Raw genomic sequence first — 16521 nt, 5'->3', positions numbered from 1 at the left:
TCGATGCAGCCCGGACCATCGCCATGATCCCAGCCCGAATCGCCCCAGGTAAAGTCGGCCAGGCGTCAATCATCGCTGCCAAATCGGGGGCATTTGGCATGGCGCGCTGCCCACGCGCCGCCTGCGAGGGAGAGCCGAGACGTAAACACTCTGCTCGATTAGAGTTTACGGAAGACCGGCAGCCGTCTTCGGAACCGAGGGTAGTCGGTTCGAGTCCTACCGGGTGGACTCCCTTCCAGGTCGACTCGGCGTTCGCAAGTCTTCGCGTCGAGCCTGCAGGCCAACGACGACGTGGCATCCAGGAGCACGGGATATCGGTCCACCTCGTCCCGGGGTGTTCCGCTCGCGGTGTTCCCTCATCAACCTGCCGGAGGTTGAATCGGGTGGCCGATCATTCGTGTCCACGACCTCGAAGGGGTCGTACGGAACGATCGTCTCGTGGTGATCGCCGGGTGACGCTGCCGTGGCGGAGGGGAGGAGCGGACGGAGTCGTCCCCGGGAGTTGGCGCATGGCCACAGTGTACAAAATTTCCAGAATCCTCTTGGCCGCGACAGGGCACAGATGTATGGTAAGGGCGATCGGCCCGGCTGCTCGGCGGCGGGCGGCCGGATCCGGGGGCGTCGCGGAGTGCCGGGATCATGGAGGAGTGCCTGGAGGATCGAGTCGGGCTTCGGGTTGATGAGGTCTACCGGGCCGAGTCGCGCAGGGTCTTCGCCACCCTGGTCCGCCTGATCGGCGACTTCGACCTCGCCGAGGAGGCGCTGCACGAGGCCTTCGCCGCGGCCATCGAGCGGTGGCCGAGGGACGGCGTCCCCGGCAACCCCCGGGCGTGGCTCGTCTCGGCCGGGCGATTCAAGGCGATCGACGCGATCCGCCGGCGCGGGCACTTCGCCGAGCTGCAGCCCGAGCTGGCCGGGCGGCTCTCGGAGATCGCCGAGGCGAACGCGGCCCGGGCCGCCGAGGAGGTCGAGGACGACCGGCTCCGGCTCATCTTCACCTGCTGCCACCCGGCGATCGACCGCAAGGTGCAGATCCCGCTCACCCTCCGCGAGGTCTGCGGGCTGACGACCGACGAGATCGCCAGCGCCTTCCTCACCACTCCGGCCACGATGGCCCAGCGACTCGTCCGGGGGAAGGCCAAGATCCGGGACGCCCGCATCCCGTTCGTCATCCCCTCGGCGGAGGAACTCCCCGAGCGGACCGAGTCGGTGCTTGCCGTCATCTACCTCGTCTTCAACGAGGGCTATTCGGCCTCGGCGGGCGACGCCCTGACCCGGGCCGACCTCTCGGGAGAGGCGATCCGGCTGGGACGGCTGGTCGCGGGCCTGCTGCCCGATCCCGAGGCAATCGGCCTGCTTGCGCTGATGCTCCTGCAGGAATCGCGTCGGGAGGCCCGGGCGACCCGGGCGGGTGACATCATCCTGCTCGAAGACCAGGACCGATCCCGCTGGGACGCCCGGCTCATCGCCGAGGGCCGCGCCCTGGTCGCCCGCGCGCTCGCCTCCCAGGCCGCCGGGCCCTATGCGATCCAGGCGGCCATCGCCGCCGTCCATGCCGAGGCCCCGACCCCCGGGGCGACCGACTGGCGGCAGATCGCGGCGCTTTACGACGTGCTGCTGGCGATCCACCCCTCGCCGGTCGTCGCCCTGAACCGGGCGGTCGCCGTGGCCATGCGAGACGGGCCGGACGTCGGCCTCGGGCTGATCGACGCCATCCTGGAGGGCGGCGACCTGGCCTCGTACCACCTGGCGCACGCCGCCCGGGCCGACCTGCTCCGCCGCCTGGGCAGGCGGGCCGAGGCGATCGCCGCCTATCACCGCGCGCTCGACCTTGCCCAGCAAGGCCCGGAACGCCGGTTCCTGCAAAAGCGACTGGCGAGCCTCTGACGGTTGCGAGGCCCCGGCGGCCGGCTGACCGGCCTGCGAAAAAAATCGAGGGGCCGTGTCGATTGGCGACCCTGCCGATCGACCAGGGGGAAACCGAACGGGCGGCGCCCCGATTCCCCGGAGGGTGGCCGCGAAACGTCCTGCGATCGCGAGGGTTTCCCAATGGTGCGACAGAAGGTCACGCCCTGCCTCTGGTTCGACGGCAAGGCGGAGGAGGCCGCGACGTTCTACACGTCGCTCTTCCCCGACTCCTCGATCACGAAGATCACCCCCGGGCCGTCCGGAGAGGCGCTCACCGTCGAGTTCCGGCTCGCCGGCCTCGAGTTCCTCGCCCTGAACGGCGGCCCGCACTTCACCTTCAACGAGGCCGTCTCGCTCTCGATCGACTGCCAATCGCAGGCCGAGGTCGACGAATTCTGGACACGGCTCTCCGAGGGCGGCTCGGAAGGCCGGTGCGGCTGGCTGAAGGACCGCTACGGCCTCTCCTGGCAGGTCGTCCCGGCGGCCCTCCCGAGACTCCTCGGGGACCCGGACCGTGCGAAGGCCGCCCGGGTCATGCAGGCCATGATGGGGATGACCCGGCTGGACATCCAGGCGCTCCAGGACGCCGCGAACGCGCGGTAGGTCGCGCGCCCAAGGGCGGGCTCGAAGGCACGAGACAACGGAGATCGCGATGAAGTACATCCTGCTCATGTATGGAGACGAGGGCCTCTGGACCGATCGGGAGCGGGAGGCCTGCATGGTCGATTCCATGGCCATCTGCGAGCGACTGAAGGCCGAGGGGAAGTACGTCGCCTCCTCGCCGCTCGAATCGGTCTCGACCGCCGCCACGGTCCGGGTCCGCGACGGTCAGGTGCTCGTCGTCGACGGCCCGTTCGCGGAGACGACCGAGCAACTCGGCGGATACTACATCCTGGAACTCGCCAACCTCGACGAGGCGATCGCGATCGCCGGCACCCTCCCCCCCGCGACGAAGGGGACCGTCGAGATCCGCCCCTTGCGCCCGCTGGAAGGCCTGCCGCCGTCCCGAGGTCTCCCCGAAGGGGCCGGCGACCGCCGGGGATCGACGCGGCCTTACATGCTGCTCTGCTATGACGACCCGGAGGCCTGGCGGGCGGCCGGGCCCGAGGCGCACAACGCCGCCATGGCCGAGGCCGCGGGGCTGGCAAGGCACCTGAGCGATGCCGGGCAATACGTGTCGGCGTCGCCGCTCCATCCCACCGAGGTCGCCACCTCCGTCCGGGTTCGATCCGGCAATCGCGTCATCACCGACGGCCCCTTCGCCGAGACGAACGAGGTCCTCGGGGGCTATTACGTCATCCTCGCCGGGTCGCGCGACGACGCCCTGGGCATCGCGGCCCGGCACCCGGGGGCCCGGGTCGGCGCGGTCGAGGTCCGTCCCCTGTTCGACGTGTCCGGGCTCCGGACGGTTTCGACTCAATCCTGAGCCGTTGTCGATTCCCGAGGGCGCCGATCGACCATCGGGGGGAGGCCAAAGCGACGGCAGCCGGGTTGCTGCCGGGCACGCGCCTCACCCCCTCATCCCATCGAAGGAAACCTTGATGTCAACCGCCGCCATCACCCCCTACCTGTTCTTCTCCGGCCGCTGCGAGGAGGCGATCGCGTTCTACCGCGAGGCGCTCGGGGCCGAGGTCGAGATGCTCATGCGGTTCGACGAGAGCCCCGAGCCGCCGCCCCCCGGCATGCTCCAGGACGGCTTCGAGCGTAAGGTCATGCACGCCTCCTTCCGCGTCTTCGGGGCCCCGATCATGGCCTCCGACGGGTGCGACGACGGGTCGGCGTTCGACGGATTCCGGCTCTCGATCACCCTGCCCACCGAGGACGCCGCCCGGAAGGCCTTCGACGCCCTGGCCGACGGCGGCACCGTCCAGATGCCCCTCTCGGCGACCTTCTGGTCCCCCTGCTACGGCATGGTCACCGACCGGTTCAACGTCGGCTGGATGGTCACGGTCGCCTCGCCCGCGAGCTGAGCCGTCCCGGAGCGTCCTCATCCCCCCCCCCGAAACGATCCGTCGAGGAATCGAAGCATGAAGGTCATGGTCATCGTCAAGGCGACCGATCAGTCCGAGGCCGGGGCGCCGCCGAGCCAGGAGCTGCTGGCGGCCATGGGCAAGTACAACGAGGAACTCGCCGAGGCCGGGATCCTGCTCTCGGGCGACGGCCTGAAGCCGAGCGCCCAGGGCGCCCGCGTCCGCTTCAGCGGCGATCGCCGCGAGGTGACCGACGGCCCCTTCGCCGAGACGAAGGAGCTGATCGCCGGCTTCTGGCTCTGGCGGGTGGAGTCGATGGACGAGGCGATCGCCTGGGTCAAACGCTGCCCGAACCCGATGCCGGGCGACTCCGAGATCGAGATCCGCCCCGTCTTCGAGGCCGACGACTTCGCCCCGAGCGACCCGACGGGCGAACTCCGGGCCGCCGAGGCCCGCCTCCAGGCCCGGCTGGATGCGCAATCAACCGTCTGAGGCGAGGCATCCGAACGGGGCCGCGTGGGGTACCGCGGCCCGTCCAGGGAGACATGAATGCGGGCATTCGCCGGAGGATGCCCGCGGCGACCGTCAAGGAGACGTCGATGAGCAGGGTGCGAGTGCTGGTCGGTACGCGCAAAGGGGCGTTCATCCTCACCTCGGATGGCACGCGGGACCGCTGGGAGGTCAGCGGCCCCCACTTCGCGGGCTGGGAGGTGTATCACCTCAAGGGGTCGCCGGCCGACCCGGATCGGCTCTACGCCTCGCAGTCGAGCGGCTGGTTCGGGCAGATCATCCAGCGCTCCGACGACGGCGGCCTGACCTGGGAGCCTCCCGGCGGCGGGCCGACGACCGGCCCCGACGGCATGCCCGTGGGCCAGAGCAACCGATTCGCCTACGACACGTCGGGCCCGAACGGCAAGCCCCTCACCACCCACCAGTGGTACGACGGCACCCAGCACCCCTGGGAGTTCAAGCGCGTCTGGCACCTGGAACCGTGCCCGAGCGGGCCGGACGTCGTCTACGCCGGGGTCGAGGACGCCGCTTTATTCCGCTCCGACGACGGCGGCCTGACCTGGCACGAGCTGTCGGGCCTCCGGGGGCACGAATCGGGGCCGCTCTGGCAGCCGGGGGCCGGCGGGATGGGCGCGCATACGGTCCTGCTCGACCCGAAGGCCCCGGGCCGGATCTTCGTCGCCATCTCGGCCGCGGGGGTCTTCCGGACCGACGACGGCGGCCTGACCTGGGCGCCGAAGAACCGCGGCCTCCGCTCGCAGTACATCCCCGACCCCGACGCCGACGTCGGACATTGCGTCCACCGGATCGCCCTGCACCCCGACCGTCCCCAGGTCCTTTACATGCAAAAACACTGGGACGTGATGCGGAGCGACGACGCCGGCGACTCGTGGCACGAGGTCAGCGGCAACCTGCCCAGCGACTTCGGCTTCCCGATCGACGTCCACGCCCACGAGCCGGAGACCGTCTACGTCGTGCCGCTCACCAGCGACGCCGAGCGTTACCCGCCCGAGGGGAAGCTCCGCGTCTACCGGAGCCGCACCGGCGGCGGCGAGTGGGAACCCCTGACCGAGGGCCTGCCCCAGTCCGATTGCTACGTGAACATCCTCCGAGACGCCATGGCCGTCGATCGGCTCGACCCGTGCGGCGTCTACTTCGGCACGACCGGCGGCCAGGTCTACGTCTCGCCCGACTCGGGAGACCGCTGGCGGCCGATCGTCCGCGACCTGCCCGCCGTGCTCTCGGTGGAGGTCCAGACCTTGCCATGATCCGGGTCGTCCTCCCCTACCACCTGCGACTCCTGGCGAGAGTCGGCGCCGAGGTCGAGCTGGAGGTCGTCGGTCCGGCGACCCTCCGCTCGGTCCTCGATGCGATCGAGGCCCGATACCCGACGCTCCGCGGGACGATCCGCGACCACAGCACCCAGCAACGGCGGGCCTTCCTCCGGTTCTTCGCCTGCGAGCAGGACCTCTCGCTCGCCCCGCCCGAGACCCCCTTGCCCGAGGCCGTCGCATCGGGCAGGGAGCCGTTCCTGATCGTCGGCGCCATCGCCGGCGGATAAGTTAACGCGCCTGGGATCGCGGGACTTCGTAGCGGAGTTCCGCGAATCCTTCCCCGTAGGAGGTGGCCGAGAACAGGCGGAGCGGGGGCGTCGTGATCGCCCTCGGGAACAAGGGGGCCCCGCCGCCCAAGGTCACCGGGGCGACCTGGATGATCAGCTCATCAAGCAATCCGTGGTCGTAGAACCGGCCCGCCAGTTCGCCGCCGCCGACGATCCAGACGTTCTTGCCCCCCGCCGCGTCGACCATCTCGCGGTGCACCGGGCGGACGTCTCCGCGGACGAACCGGATGTCCGCGCCGGGGATCCTGGGGAGCGTGCGGGAGGTGAACACCCAGGTCGGCTGGGTGTAGGGCCAGGGCTTCGGTTGGTCGGAATCCGGGCGGATCTCGTGCCGGAGCAGCCACCCGTAGGTGGTCGATCCCATCGCGATCGCGCCGACGTCCCGGATGAACGCCGGATAGCTGGTTTCCTCGACCGGGCCGAATTGCATGAGCCAGTCGAGGGAATGCGACGGATCCGCGATGAACCCGTCCAGGCTGGAAGCCGTGTAATACTGTGTCTTCATCTCAATCCCTTGTCATCCACCCGGCCTCGTGTGTCCCGGTTCGAGGAGGTCCGACGGGTTGCCGTCCGGGTCCCGGATTCACCGCGACGGTCCCCGAGCGCATCCCCCGAGGCGGCCGAACGGACCTCGCAGGCCGTCCGGCCCCGACCCTCGCCGCCGATCACGCCACCCGCGAATCCCGGGCGGCCGGCCACTTCCGCCGGAATTGCGCCGAGGCCCCCGACCGGATCGACTTCCCGTGACCGAAACAGGCCACCTCGAACTCCAGGGCGGCGAGCCTCGCCAGGCTCCGCCGCCCCTCGTCCACGTCTTCGTAGAGCGGACTCAGGGCCAGCCCGAAGGCGTTCGCCGCGGCATCGGCCGCGAACAGGACGCCGCCCTGCTTCGGCCAGAGGAAGGCCAGTTGCCCGGCCGAGTGGCCCGGGACGTGGATCGCCCGGAGCCCGCAGGGCAGCAACTCGCCGTCCCCGGCCTCGTGCTCGATCGCGGCCGGCTCGACCTCGATCGGCGCCTTCGGGAGCAGGAATCGGCAGACCAGGGCGTTGACCAGCCCCGGAGCCGGCCTGAGCGGCCGGAGGGCCCGGCCCTCCCTCACCATCGCGGCGTCGATCGGGTGCATCGTCGCCGGGGCGCCGGTCAGCCGCTTCAATTCCGCCAGGCTTCCCGCGTGGTCACTATGGCAGTGCGTCACCAGGATGTCGCGGATCTCCTCCGGGTCCCGGCCGATCGCCCGGACGGCATCGAGCAACCCCGCGGCGCGGCCGGCCAGGCCCGTATCAATGACGACCAGCCCGTCTCCCGTATCGAGCAGGAACGCGTTCACGAAGTCGATCGGGACTTCCCAGACACCGGGAATCACTGGCTTCGGGTTCATCGGACTTCCTCTCGTTTTCGGGATCGGCTCAGGAATTCGATCGGGGCGTGTCCGGGGCGTCTCGCTTCCGATCGCCCTGGGAGATCAACGCATCTGCGGAAACCTTACCCGAAGATTTTCGAGAACGCGGCCCGAATCGCCGATCGATCCCGCTCCTCGACCACCGCCGCGATCCGATCGCGCACCGACGGGTCGTCCTTGAAGACCCCGAGCGCCGCGATCGCCTCGGCCGCCTCCGAGTCCGACCCGGACGCGATCAACTCCGCCAGGAAGTCGAGCGCCGCGGGCCGCCTCAGAATCGCAATCGCGAGCAGGACATGCCGCCTCAGGTCAGTCGACAAGGCCCCTCGCCAGCATTCGACGAGCGGGTCGAGCGCCTCGGCCAGCCGCGAACGCCCCAGCGCCAGCGCCGCCGACTCGCAGGCGATCACGTTGCTCGGGTCAAGAAACATGACCACGATCGGCAGATACTCCTCCGCATCGACCGCCAGGAGGCCGCTGAGGCATTCGGAGAAGACGTCGGGATCCTCGTCGCCGATCCGGGCCTTCAGCCGCAGGACCAGGCCCGCCGCCTCGTTGCCGATGGCGGCAAGCGCCGTCGCCGCCGCGATCCGCACGTCCCTCGCCGGATCGACCAGCGCATCAACCAGCATCGGCAGCGACCCCACCCCTTCAATCCGGACCAGGGCCACCAGGGCCGCGGCCCTCAGGGGAGGGGCCGAGTCCTCCGAGCCTCCCCAGACCGGCTCGAACTGTTCGTATCGCGACGCCCTGGCGAAAATCGTCGAATCCGGATGCTCCAGGCGGTCGAGCGCCTGCACGATGGCAATCTTGGCCCGACACAGTTTGTCATCCTTGAGCGGGTTGACCAGGAACCGCTCAAACGCCGCTTCGAGCGCCCCGGCCAGCTCGACCAGCCCGTGCTCCCCGGCCAGCTCCGCGGCCAGGGCGGCCACCAGGTTCGATCGGTCTCCGATCCGCGTCTTCACCTCGGCCTTCTGGTCGTCGCCGAGCGACTGGCCGCGCAGGGCGCGAAGCGCCGCCAGTTTCTCATCCAGGGATCGTCGGGCGGCCATGCGTCGCTCCGTCTCGGCCAGGGGGGAGGCCCCGGGGCGCGTCCCGGAGGCCGTCGGCGGGCATCGTACCAGGCCCGGGCGGATCGATCCGCCCCGAGCCGGCCCGTCACGCCAGTTCGGCGGCCATCTCGGCGAGCCTGGAGGCCGTATTCATGTTCCGGGCCGTGCCGGCGGCGGCGGCGGGGATCTTCAGCCGAGACCGCCCCATCCCCTCGCCGTAATGCACGTAAACCTCCCGGGCCCCCAGGCGAATCTCCTCGTCGGCGCCCATTCCGGTCGATCGCTCGATCGTGTCGGGAGGCGGGGGCTCGTCGAGGAAGATGGCCACCGTCCGACTCGGCAGGGCGTCCGGGAAGGGATTGCCCGCGACGACCTCCGCCATCTCGGCCGCCGTCCGCACGAGCACGCCGACCGGCTTGCCGGCGTAGTCCTCCAGGGCCGCCTCCAGGCGTGCCTTGACCTCGGCCTCCGACTCCTCGCTCGCAAAGACGACGTTGCCGCTGGCGATGTACGTCCGCACGCGGAGCAACCCGGCCCCTTCGCACAACCGCTTCAAATCAGTCATCGGCAGCTTGCCGGTCCCGCCGACATTGACCGCCCGCAACAGGGCAACATAGGCAATCATGACACCCCCGATCCCCCTCGTCGCGAGAGGCTGCCAGCCCCCCCGTCCGGACCCGATGGACCAAGGACACCATCTTCCTCCGCCCGATGCAACCACCACCCCACCGGGGCAGCTCAACGCTCCTTCACACCATGAATCCATCTCTCTGATTCTTCATCGAGATTTTTCTTGTGTACGCAAGTCCACTATGCTAAAGTTCCGGGCATGGTGTCCGACTGCGATCCCCACCTCGCTGAGGAGATCGTTATGTTCTCGTGTTTCTGCCGATCGGGTGTCTCGACGTCGTTCTCGGCCGAGCATCCCGCCGAGGAGTTCCCGAGCCCGACGGCGCCCGATCCGGCCCCTTCCCCTGCCCGGACCGGGATCATCGGGACGGTCGTCTTCCCCACCCCCCGGGGAGGCCCGGCCGAGGCGATCCTCGACCTCCAGGGGAGATGGCGATGCCCCCGCCTTCCGGTCCTCGATCGGGTCCTGAACATCCTCTACGAGCCGGGGCGACTGCCCGGCGGCGGCCTGCCGTACGGCCATGCCGAGCTGATTCGGGTGGCCCGGTGGCTGAACGGGCGCGTGCGACTGCCCCGCGGCTGATCGCGTCACGGGGGCGAGCCCCGGGGGCATCGGGGAATCGCGATCGCTCCATGAAACGAAGTCAGGCGAGTCCGGTCGAGGGGGACGCAGCCTCCCCTCGACCCGGCTCGCCCCGATGCACAACGCTCCGATACGCCTTGCGAGCCCCGGTCGGTCACGCCTCCGGGTCGCCCGACGCATCCGGGAGGCCCGGCGGCGGACCATCCAGCCCACCCCGGCGAGCCCCATCGCCATCGAGAGCACGCTGGCAGGCTCCGGGATCGGCACCACATTCACGGCGTCGCCCGGCAGCTCGAACAGGGCCGGGACCTTGTCGCTGCCGGCCCCCAGCGGGATCGACTGGAACCGGGTCACGAACCCTCGCAGGCCCTCACCGCTGCCGGGCGGCACGCTGAGCGTCTCCAGGAACGACGAGGCCGTCAGGCCGTCGAACCCCGAGCCGGTCAGGGCGAACTCGAACCGGCCCGACTGGCCCGCCGCCAGGCCGCGCTGCGGCCGACCGTTCCCGATGCCGACCTCGATATCGAACCGCCCGAACGGCTCGAGGCCGTACGCGTTGTTCCCGAGCGATGCGTCGAAATGGTCGGGGGCGGCGGTCAGCGTCAGCCCGCTGATCGCGCCCCCCGGGTTGTTGAACACGAACCGCGTCAGATAGCCGCCGATCGACGTGTCGATCGTATTGGTCAACTCGATGATGAGCGAGGCGTTCTGGTCGTCGAGGGCCGAGAACCGGAACGTCCCCTCGAACGAGCCGAGCCCCTCGGTCCGGGAATCGAGGTCCGTCGACAGCACGATCGAATCGGCCCGGGCCATCGGGCAGGCCGCAAGTGCCAGCGCCGCGACCGCGACCGAGCCCCACGTCCTCACATCGCGTCTGGTCACGCTCAACCAATCCATTCAGGGATGCTCCACTGGAAATGTTGCCAACGCATCGTCGAGGCGGATCTTCCACGCTGACCGTCAACGCGATGACGGCCTCCTTGACGCGGCGAGCACCCCGGGGGCGAACCGGGAGCGCGGGGACGTTGCGTTTCCCCCACTACGCCCCCGGGCTCGCCCCGGTGACTCTCATGATTGAATGCGTCCCCGCGTCTGAGGCGTTTCGGCAACGCAACAGGCGTGTCAAGGACCGGCAGGGGGACGATCCCGGTCGAGACGCGACAGGGCGGCCCGGAATCGCGTCCGGGCCGCCCCTCGTGCCGTCTCGACCTTATGCCACGAAGCGGATCAATCCGCGGCGATCAGTCCCCCTGGTCCTCCTCCCGCTTGGAGAAGACCCGGAAGACGTCGCCGATCACGCGGTTGGCCAGGTCGTCCAGCGTCTCGTAGATCACGGCCTCGGCGACCGGCGTCAAGGGGGACATCTCCGGCTCGTAACCGCCGACCGGGTAGGCGGCGGCCGTGGCGATGTAGCCGATGTTGCCGTTGGCATACCCGACGACCAGGGGCACGGCCCGGTCGGCGATCAGGCCCTCGATGGTCGCGCCGAACTCGACCATCGGCTCGCCGGGCATGGTCAGCAGCAGGTAGGGGCCGACCTTCAGGGCCATCATCTCCGAGGGGACCGGCTCGCGCTTGCCGGGCAGATCCACCACCTCCCGCGCCGACCGAATCCGGTAGTACGACGGCCGCTCCTTCAACTGCTCGCGGACGACGCCCCGCGCCAGGGCCCGCACGACCGCCCCCCCCAGGTCGCGACCGGCCCACTGGATGTCGGCCTCGTCGGCGCATCGGTAGGGCAGGCCGGGCAGGTTCGGCCGGATGTCCCCCGCGCACCCCTGGAGGAACATCGCGGTCGTCTCCCCGCCGTAGACGGCCTCGATGTACCGCTTCGCCTCTCCCGGGAAGTCGGCGCTCATGTTCGGGTAGCCGTCGGGGTAGGGGGGGGTGCCGTCGTCTCCCCAGGTGAAGAAGCAGGGGTGGCAGACCCCGAGCATGACCACCGCCATCGGCGTGAGCGACTCGCCGTCGTCGAATCGGAGCACCTTCACCCGTCGATCATTCGGCCCGTCCGGGTTGAGCCGCACCACCGCCTGGCCGTTGATCACCTTGCGGCGGTTGATGCTGAAGGTGATCTCGTCCTCGCCGTAGCCGATCGTCACCGTCCTCAATCCCGCCGCCGCCTCGCTCGCCGCGTCCTTGAGCCTGGCCGTCACCTCCTCGGCCCAGGGCGTCCCAGGCTCGTAACCCGGCCCCGAATGATTGTGCGAGGCGGCCACCAGGATCTGATCCTCCGGCACCTCGGCCGCCTCCGAGACGGCCGCCCGGGTCGCCTCGACCAGGCTCGACCAGGCCCCCAGCAGGTCGAACGTGACGATGGCCGCGCGCGTCTCGCCGTCGTCGAGCACCAGGACCTCGGCCCGGATCGGGTCGCGGATCCCGTCGACGTGCCGGGGGTGGCCGACCACGTCCATCCCCCCTTCGGGCATCTCCGGCGTGATGTCCACCCGGGCGACCCCGGCCTTCAGGTTCGAATCGGCGGGGAAGGCTCCGTCCCCGCCCCGGGCGAAGGCCCCGGGGACCAGCACGGCGAGCCATCCCGCCACGACAAATGAGCGCATCATGGTTGCAAGGACTCCAGAGAGCGTCGGCCGCGAGGCCAGTCGAGGTGCCGGGCGAGGAAGTCGAACGTGGCCTCGCCCTTGATCAGGTGCCCGCCGTTGAAGAAGGTGATCTCCGATCGGTCGCCGATCCCGAGCGTGTCGTACAAGCGCCGGACCTTCGCGAATTCGAACGCCACCCACTCATCGGGCGCGACGCCGTCAGAGTGCCCCCGCTCGACCATGAACGGCCGGGGGGCGATCAACGCCGCCATCTCGGCGTAGTTGAATCCGGAGGCGAGATCCCATTCGTACATGTCATATTCGACCGTGTACAGGTAGCTCAGGGTCCGGTACAGATTCGTGCACTTGACGACCCATTCATTGAAGTCGGCCGAGCAGATGGAGAGGCAATAGCCGTCGATCAGGGCCGGGACCCGCATGGCCGTCTTCCCGCCGTAGGAGAGGCCGTAGAAGGCGATCCGGTCGGGATCGACGTTCGGCAAGGTGTTCAACCATTCCAGCGTCCGCTCGTGCTGGCGGACGACGACCGAGAACAAGGACGCCTTCAAGGGGTGCAGCTTGCGCTGGAGCGTCCGGAATCGATCCTGGCCGATGTACGGATTCTGGGGTGCATAGACGATATACCCCAGATCCGCCAGGGCCGCCCCATACGAGTTGTACGGCGATGCGACCCCCGGGATCACGATCGGGTCCGGCGTCCCTTCCAGGCCGTGCTGGCAGACGACCACCGGCCGCTTCTCCCCCTCGGCCAGGTCCTTCGGCAGGAGCAGGATGCCCGAGGCGACCACGTCGGGCAGGACCGGGATCTCGACGGCGTACCCCTCGAAGTTCTCCTCGTCGAGCACCTTGATCGATCGGGGTTCGAGCGGCTCGGTCGCGGCCGGGATCTGGCCGATCAGCTCCTCGCGGAAGGCTTCGCGCAGGTCGGCCGTCGAGGCCAGCCAGGCGTCCGGAGACGACCGATCCGCCTGCGACCACCGCGCCTCCCGGCGATATTCGGAGGTGCGGAGCAACTCCTGCGTGTGCCCCTGGAGGGCCCGCACCCAGCGCCCCATGCGGGACGTCGGGTCGGGCAGGGGGGCGGTCTGGAGCCATCGCGGCGCGGGGACCTCCCGCCCGTCATCCACCCGCGTCTCTCGGTCGAGCAGGATGCCCAGGAAGGTCCGCCGCGCGAGATCGCCCACGTTAAGCGTTTGCGTGCCCGATACCGGGCCGATGTGGAAGCGTTTCCGGTCAAGATCTCCCGTCAAGCGGATCAATCGGTCAAATTCGTTGACCGTCCCGTCCCTGTCGATCGCCCTGAGCGTCCCCGAGGCGGCCACCGCCCGGCCGTTGACCGGCGGGGGAGGGCCGTCCACCTCCGGGCCTCGGCAGGGTTCGATCATCAGGGCCCGGGGGGCGACCAGGCTGGCGATCTCGGCGTCGCCGAACTCATCAAGCAATCCCCAGACGTCCCGCTCGATCGGTTCCCGCCAGACCTCCTGCCGATCCCCGAAATACCCGGCCACCCAGGCGGCATCGATCCGATCGTCGAGGGCCGAGGCATACAGGGCGATCAAGCCCCCCTCGCCATGCCCCATCACGCCGATCGGCAGGTCCGATTGGCCGTCGCGGGAGAACCAGTCGATCGCGGCCCGGACGGCATCCACCTCGAAGCCGATCGGGTGACGGCCCGTCTCGAACCCCTGCCGCCAGATCCACTCGCGGTGGGTCAGGTTGGTCATCGCCACGTCGGGGTTGCCCGAGAAGGTGGCCGAGCGATCGAGCAGGACCGGCACGACGACCCGGCAGCCCGCCTCGGCCAGCAGGCGGGCCACCTGGGCTTCCGGCGCCAGCCCTTCGACCAGGCCGACGAACGCCTCGGGCGTCACGTCGCAATCGGCCATCGCCACGACGTCCGCGATCGGCTCCCCTTCGGGATCGAGCAGGAGTCCCTCGGCCTGCACCCCGGGGAACACGTCCCATCGGACCGCGAACACGCGGAATCGCTCGGCCCGGGCGACCTCGGCCGGCTGATCGGTGGTGCCGGCCAGGTGCATGGCCACCGCCTCGACCCGCGGGCCGACCGCCCCGACGATCCGCTCCAGCCGCCCTCGGTTCGGATCGACCGACCGGGCATAGGCGTCCGGGCCGGAGCAATCGCGGTCCCAGTGCCCCGCCCGCCGCGCGATGCTGGCCGCCGTCTCGCGGTCGAGGAAGCGATGCAATCCCTCGACCATCGCCCGCGCCGCGTCGTCGGTCGATCCCCGGTCGTCCCAGGCGGTCGTCCCGGGGAGCGATTGGGCGGGGGCGGGCAGGGCCACGAGCAGCAAGGCCCCACCCAGGAGGGCGATCCGAACCATCAGCGCGTCTCCGTCACGAGCAAGGCGAGTGCCGTTTCCACGTCGAAACCAGATCGATACCCCGCCGACTCGCCCGGCACAAGGGGGCCATCCGGGGCGCAGGTCGTCGAGCGTCGGCCCGCCGCCCGGCGGAATCTCCGGAAAAATCCCGCCAATTCGCGCGGACGGCCCCGATCGCCGTTGGGTCTTGCTGTCTCGGAATTTCGGTCGAATTTCCCCCGGGCCGGGCCCCGGCCCGACCCCCTGGCAGCTTGCGTTTCCCTCAGAAATGTCGTAAATAGTAAAATTGTACCGCCTGGAGAATTTGCTACATCTGGGACGGATGGGCGACCAGCGGTCCCCCCGACATGGATGGCCAGGTCATCCATTTTCTTGGAGCAGAGACGATGCATCGGATGTTGAGTCGAGCCTTGGTGCTCTCGGCCGCGGTGACGGGCGTGACCGCGGCGCAGACGGCCGAGGCCTGTCACGGTTGCGGCCAGCCGGCCGCCCCCTGCGTTCAGATGGTCCCGCAGACGGTGACGACCTACTGCAACGTGACCGAGACGGTCTTCGACTGCGTGCCGGTCACGGTCATGAAGACGAAGTACCGCGTCGAGCACGTCCCGGTCGAGGTCCCGGTCAAGCGCTTCGTGATCGAGGAAGTCCCCGTCACGAAGATGGTGACCCGGACCCACAAGGTCACCGAGTACGTCCCGGCGAAGGTCAAGCACCGCAAGCACGGGCACTGCGCCCCGGATTGCTCGGTGCAGATGGTGCCGGTGACCCGCTGCATCCCCGAGCAGATCCCGGTCCAGACCACCGTCAAGCGGAAGGTCCCGATCACCGAGATGCAGACCCGGCTGAAGCCGGTCCGCGTCGCCGAGCAGGTCCCCGTGACGATCACCAAGCGCGTGCCGCGGCAGGTCGTCAAGCAGGTCCCGGTCACCAAGACCGTCATGGTCCCGGTGAGCTACGCCCCGGTGACCTACGCCGCCCCGACCCCGCAGGTCACCCCGACGGCCCAGACGGCCTCGCCGCAGAGCTGACCCGGCCCCGGACGCCGCCGCCGACGATCGCTCGGGCCTAGCCGCCCGGCCGAGGTGCGATGAGCACCCGATGGAAACACACCAGACCCTCGGCCGCCCCCTCGGGGCCGCCGAGGGTCGTTTCCGTCCGGCCGCCCCGGTCCCCGGGCCGAATCCGGCCAGCCTGCCGGGCGAGTGGCCTCGGCCCGCTCCCGCACCGCCGCCGGCCGAGGCCGGACTTGCGGAGTGGCCACGCAGGGGGGAGAATGCGGACATGAGGCGGCATCGGCCGTCGCTGGATTCCGCTTCGGATCCCGATCGAACGCAACGAAGACCGAAGAAAGTGCGAGGAAGCTCGTCATGGCTCAGTGCCAGACCAATCCGGACGGCCGCTGCACGATGGAGCCGCCCTGCCCGCCCGGCGAATGTTACCTGGGGTCCGTCCTGCTGAAGGAGCACGCGGCCGTGGCCGCCTCGGTCGAGGAGCAGCCGAGCATCGCCCGCTACCTGGCCGGCGTGACGCTCCCCTACGCCCGCCCCCCGATCATCGAGGGGGAGGAGTGGGAACGGACCAAGCTCGCCCTGATCAACGCCGTGCTCGACACGCTCGTCCCCGGCGGCCGGCTCGTCGTCGAGTCGAACGAGGAGACGGGCGAGCCGCACCGGGTCTACCTCGGCCGCGGCAAGGCGTACCCGAGGCCCCGGTCGCTCCCCGACGTGCTCCGCGAATTGGCCGATTGCCTCGACGGCGGGAAGTAACCTCCCCCCGCCACCACCCCGCCCGCCGACGCACCGGCGACGGGCGATCGGCAGGGGACCGGTCCGCCCGGCGGTCCCCGCCGCCGGTCGCCCGCCCCGAGACCGGGCGAGGCTCGCCGGCAGCCGCAATCGCGCCTCGGAACGCTCCTCGCCCGCCGGCCCGGCGAGCAGC

Annotated in this window: 16 protein-coding genes; 9 read left to right on the top strand and 7 right to left on the bottom strand. The window is 70.0% G+C overall.

The window, feature by feature from the left end:
• The first annotated feature begins 639 nt into the window (after window positions 1-639).
• The 7 genes from AB1L88_RS20710 (at window position 640) to AB1L88_RS20680 (ending at window position 5949) form a co-directional block, all read left to right on the top strand.
• Complete coding sequence (locus tag AB1L88_RS20710) at window positions 640-1887, top strand: RNA polymerase sigma factor (protein ID WP_367098599.1); 1248 nt, start codon at window positions 640-642, stop codon at window positions 1885-1887.
• Between the two features lie 162 nt (window positions 1888-2049).
• Window positions 2050-2511 (top strand): VOC family protein, encoded by a 462-nt coding sequence (locus tag AB1L88_RS20705; protein WP_367098598.1) that lies wholly within the window; start codon window positions 2050-2052, stop codon window positions 2509-2511.
• Between the two features lie 49 nt (window positions 2512-2560).
• Complete coding sequence (locus AB1L88_RS20700) at window positions 2561-3334, top strand: YciI family protein (RefSeq protein WP_367098597.1); 774 nt, start codon at window positions 2561-2563, stop codon at window positions 3332-3334.
• Window positions 3335-3449: 115 nt separating this feature from the next.
• Window positions 3450-3878, top strand: coding sequence for a VOC family protein (locus AB1L88_RS20695; protein ID WP_367098596.1), 429 nt, complete (start codon window positions 3450-3452; stop codon window positions 3876-3878).
• Between the two features lie 57 nt (window positions 3879-3935).
• Window positions 3936-4370 carry a YciI family protein gene (locus AB1L88_RS20690; protein ID WP_367098595.1) on the top strand — a complete coding sequence of 145 codons (435 nt, stop codon included), beginning with the start codon at window positions 3936-3938 and terminating at the stop codon, window positions 4368-4370.
• Between the two features lie 107 nt (window positions 4371-4477).
• Window positions 4478-5656 carry an exo-alpha-sialidase gene (locus tag AB1L88_RS20685; protein ID WP_367098594.1) on the top strand — a complete coding sequence of 393 codons (1179 nt, stop codon included), beginning with the start codon at window positions 4478-4480 and terminating at the stop codon, window positions 5654-5656.
• Complete coding sequence (locus AB1L88_RS20680) at window positions 5653-5949, top strand: MoaD/ThiS family protein (RefSeq protein WP_367098593.1); 297 nt, start codon at window positions 5653-5655, stop codon at window positions 5947-5949. Before AB1L88_RS20685 ends, AB1L88_RS20680 begins: the two co-directional genes overlap by 4 nt.
• Window position 5950: 1 nt before the next feature.
• On the opposite strand, the gene AB1L88_RS20675 is transcribed toward AB1L88_RS20680, so the two are convergent.
• The 7 genes from AB1L88_RS20675 to AB1L88_RS20645 all read right to left on the bottom strand — a co-directional run bounded on the left by AB1L88_RS20675 (window position 5951) and on the right by AB1L88_RS20645 (window position 14583).
• Window positions 5951-6514, bottom strand: a complete 564-nt coding sequence (locus AB1L88_RS20675) for a dihydrofolate reductase family protein (protein WP_367098592.1) — start codon at window positions 6512-6514, stop codon at window positions 5951-5953.
• Between the two features lie 160 nt (window positions 6515-6674).
• Window positions 6675-7388: an MBL fold metallo-hydrolase gene (locus AB1L88_RS20670; protein WP_367098591.1), complete on the bottom strand. Its 714-nt coding sequence runs from the start codon at window positions 7386-7388 to the stop codon at window positions 6675-6677.
• A 104-nt stretch (window positions 7389-7492) separates the two neighbouring features.
• Window positions 7493-8464 carry a HEAT repeat domain-containing protein gene (locus tag AB1L88_RS20665; RefSeq protein ID WP_367098590.1) on the bottom strand — a complete coding sequence of 324 codons (972 nt, stop codon included), beginning with the start codon at window positions 8462-8464 and terminating at the stop codon, window positions 7493-7495.
• A gap of 106 nt (window positions 8465-8570) precedes the next feature.
• On the bottom strand, window positions 8571-9089 hold the full coding sequence (locus AB1L88_RS20660) for a DUF1697 domain-containing protein (protein ID WP_367098589.1): 519 nt from the start codon (window positions 9087-9089) through the stop codon (window positions 8571-8573).
• Between the two features lie 153 nt (window positions 9090-9242).
• The gene (locus tag AB1L88_RS20655; RefSeq protein ID WP_367098588.1) at window positions 9243-10574 is read right to left on the bottom strand and encodes a PEP-CTERM sorting domain-containing protein; all 1332 of its coding nucleotides are present in this window, start codon (window positions 10572-10574) and stop codon (window positions 9243-9245) included.
• A 344-nt stretch (window positions 10575-10918) separates the two neighbouring features.
• Window positions 10919-12241, bottom strand: coding sequence for a hypothetical protein (locus tag AB1L88_RS20650; RefSeq protein ID WP_367098587.1), 1323 nt, complete (start codon window positions 12239-12241; stop codon window positions 10919-10921).
• Entirely contained in the window at window positions 12238-14583 is a 2346-nt protein-coding gene (locus AB1L88_RS20645; protein WP_367098586.1) for a hypothetical protein, read from the bottom strand. Before AB1L88_RS20645 ends, AB1L88_RS20650 begins: the two co-directional genes overlap by 4 nt.
• Before the next feature lie 386 nt (window positions 14584-14969).
• On the opposite strand from AB1L88_RS20645, the gene AB1L88_RS20640 reads away from it, so the two are divergent.
• Window positions 14970-15611, top strand: a complete 642-nt coding sequence (locus AB1L88_RS20640) for a hypothetical protein (RefSeq protein WP_367098585.1) — start codon at window positions 14970-14972, stop codon at window positions 15609-15611.
• Between the two features lie 339 nt (window positions 15612-15950).
• Window positions 15951-16349: a hypothetical protein gene (locus AB1L88_RS20635; RefSeq protein WP_367098584.1), complete on the top strand. Its 399-nt coding sequence runs from the start codon at window positions 15951-15953 to the stop codon at window positions 16347-16349.
• The last annotated feature ends 172 nt before the right edge of the window (window positions 16350-16521 follow it).

The sequence above is a fragment of the Tautonia sp. JC769 genome, from assembly GCF_040717455.1.
In the GTDB taxonomy this organism is placed as follows: Bacteria; Planctomycetota; Planctomycetia; order Isosphaerales; family Isosphaeraceae; genus Tautonia.
The sequence above is the reverse complement of the archived record's forward strand: the minus strand, read 5'-3'. Positions and strand labels throughout refer to the sequence as shown.

What these genes read in the sequence shown, in the direction of transcription:
- AB1L88_RS20710 (WP_367098599.1), top strand. Translation starts at nt 640, where the DNA reads ATGGAGGAGTGCCTGGAGGATCGAGTCGGGCTTCGGGTTGATGAGGTC.
- AB1L88_RS20705 (WP_367098598.1), top strand. Translation starts at nt 2,050, where the DNA reads ATGGTGCGACAGAAGGTCACGCCCTGCCTCTGGTTCGACGGCAAGGCG.
- AB1L88_RS20700 (WP_367098597.1), top strand. Translation starts at nt 2,561, where the DNA reads ATGAAGTACATCCTGCTCATGTATGGAGACGAGGGCCTCTGGACCGAT.
- AB1L88_RS20695 (WP_367098596.1), top strand. Translation starts at nt 3,450, where the DNA reads ATGTCAACCGCCGCCATCACCCCCTACCTGTTCTTCTCCGGCCGCTGC.
- AB1L88_RS20690 (WP_367098595.1), top strand. Translation starts at nt 3,936, where the DNA reads ATGAAGGTCATGGTCATCGTCAAGGCGACCGATCAGTCCGAGGCCGGG.
- AB1L88_RS20685 (WP_367098594.1), top strand. Translation starts at nt 4,478, where the DNA reads ATGAGCAGGGTGCGAGTGCTGGTCGGTACGCGCAAAGGGGCGTTCATC.
- AB1L88_RS20680 (WP_367098593.1), top strand. Translation starts at nt 5,653, where the DNA reads ATGATCCGGGTCGTCCTCCCCTACCACCTGCGACTCCTGGCGAGAGTC.
- AB1L88_RS20675 (WP_367098592.1), bottom strand. Translation starts at nt 6,514, where the DNA reads ATGAAGACACAGTATTACACGGCTTCCAGCCTGGACGGGTTCATCGCG.
- AB1L88_RS20670 (WP_367098591.1), bottom strand. Translation starts at nt 7,388, where the DNA reads ATGAACCCGAAGCCAGTGATTCCCGGTGTCTGGGAAGTCCCGATCGAC.
- AB1L88_RS20665 (WP_367098590.1), bottom strand. Translation starts at nt 8,464, where the DNA reads ATGGCCGCCCGACGATCCCTGGATGAGAAACTGGCGGCGCTTCGCGCC.
- AB1L88_RS20660 (WP_367098589.1), bottom strand. Translation starts at nt 9,089, where the DNA reads ATGATTGCCTATGTTGCCCTGTTGCGGGCGGTCAATGTCGGCGGGACC.
- AB1L88_RS20655 (WP_367098588.1), bottom strand. Translation starts at nt 10,574, where the DNA reads ATGGATTGGTTGAGCGTGACCAGACGCGATGTGAGGACGTGGGGCTCG.
- AB1L88_RS20650 (WP_367098587.1), bottom strand. Translation starts at nt 12,241, where the DNA reads ATGATGCGCTCATTTGTCGTGGCGGGATGGCTCGCCGTGCTGGTCCCC.
- AB1L88_RS20645 (WP_367098586.1), bottom strand. Translation starts at nt 14,583, where the DNA reads ATGGTTCGGATCGCCCTCCTGGGTGGGGCCTTGCTGCTCGTGGCCCTG.
- AB1L88_RS20640 (WP_367098585.1), top strand. Translation starts at nt 14,970, where the DNA reads ATGCATCGGATGTTGAGTCGAGCCTTGGTGCTCTCGGCCGCGGTGACG.
- AB1L88_RS20635 (WP_367098584.1), top strand. Translation starts at nt 15,951, where the DNA reads ATGGCTCAGTGCCAGACCAATCCGGACGGCCGCTGCACGATGGAGCCG.